The organism is Nitratidesulfovibrio liaohensis, from assembly GCF_011682075.1.
Taxonomy (GTDB): domain Bacteria; phylum Desulfobacterota; class Desulfovibrionia; order Desulfovibrionales; family Desulfovibrionaceae; genus Cupidesulfovibrio; species Cupidesulfovibrio liaohensis.
This window is the reverse complement of the sequence record NZ_VSMK01000539.1, coordinates 1-1,466: the sequence shown is the minus strand read 5'-3', so window position 1 is coordinate 1,466 and position 1,466 is coordinate 1. Positions and strand designations below refer to the sequence as shown.

At 67.0% G+C, this 1,466-nt stretch carries 2 protein-coding genes; both read left to right on the top strand.

Features of this window, described 5'->3' with window-relative positions:
- The first annotated feature begins 191 nt into the window (after positions 1–191).
- Positions 192–1,106, top strand: coding sequence for a major capsid protein (locus FVW27_RS15425; protein WP_167126778.1), 915 nt, complete (start codon positions 192–194; stop codon positions 1,104–1,106).
- A gap of 74 nt (positions 1,107–1,180) precedes the next feature.
- A partial coding sequence (locus tag FVW27_RS15420; protein WP_167126775.1) for a hypothetical protein occupies positions 1,181–1,466 on the top strand: 286 nt, incomplete at its 3' end.

Sequence of the window (1,466 nt, the reverse complement as noted above, 5' to 3'; positions counted from 1 at the left end):
GCTGGTGCGCGCCGGGCTCGGCAACCATCCCGCCTTTGCCGAACTGATGGCCCTGGTGGGCGAGCGCATGGGCGAGGATTCGCTGGGCGCGGGCACCGGCCCGGCGGGCGCGCGCGGCGAGGCCATGAGCACCGAGGATTTCCTGCGGACCGTCGTGTTCGCCAAACGTTAACCGCCAGGAGGCATCCGGCATGGGCAAGACGCTGAAGGAACTGAGCAACGAACAGGCATCCACGCAGCCGCAGCAGGTGGACGGGCTGACCGAGGAGGCCCCCATCCTGGGCATCGTTCCTTTCGAAGAGGCCAGCCACGGCCTGTGGAACATGTACGAGGACGTGGAAGAGGTGCAGGGCGCGGGCTGGGTGGAGATGAACGCGCCCCTGCCCTCTGTGGAGGTGACCAGCAACCTGCGCAAGGTGGACCTGTCCATCCTGGGCGGCGAGATCGAGGTGCCGGAAGACACCGCCCGCATGTTCGGCGGCAAGGAGAAGTACTTTTCCAAGAAGATGCCCAAGGTGTTGCGCCGCTCCGGCATGTCGGCGGAACAGCGCATCATCTACGACAACTTCCGCGCCTTCGCCCTGGACCACGGCTCGGTCACCGACGCCGGGGCCACGGCGGGCGGCTGCTACTCCATGCTGGCCGTGCGCTTCGTCGAAGGCGAAACCTGCGGCCTGTACAGCCCGGAATGCTTCAAGCAGGGCACCGTGCTGGACGTGCAGTCCATCAACGGCGGCGAGCTCTACAAGGCCACCAGCGGCCAGTATCAGGGCGTGCTGGTCTTCGGCCTGCGGCTTAAGTCGTATCTGGGCATCCAGATTGCCAACCCCCACAGCGTGGCGGCCATCGTCAACGTCAGCCGCGACCACGTGCCCACCGAGGCCATGATCGACGACATGCTGGCCCAGGTGCGCGCCACCTCCGGTTCCACCTACCTGTTCATGCACGAGCGCGCCCGCAACCTGCTGTACCGCTACAAGGCCGGTGCCCTGCAGATCGTGCCGGGCGGCAAGGACATGGACCGCCAGATCACCCACTGGAACGGCATCGAAATCGTCACTTCCTACAACTTCAAGGACGGCACCGAACAGGTGCTTGCCCTGTAGCGGCACGCGCCGCGCCCCTTCAGCAACACCATGACGGCAACCGCCCGGCGGTGCCGATGAACAAGGAGAAACGCATGTACGGACACATGCTGCGTGTGCATGGCGAACACCTGGCCAAGGGTCAGGCCCTGCCCAAGAACGCCCAGGTCGTGGGCAACGGTGGCCCGCAGCGCGCGGGTTCGATGATGGGCGCGGCAGAGGTGGCCGCCGTGGCCGCCACGCCGGTCACCCTGGGTGACGGCAAGAGCCTTACCTTGATGCTGGAAGACAGCGACGACGGTACCGCCTTTGCCGCGCTGCCGGTGTCGTTCCGGCGCAGCGCCCCCGGCGGTCGCACCTGGGCCGGGGGCGAGGTGCTGG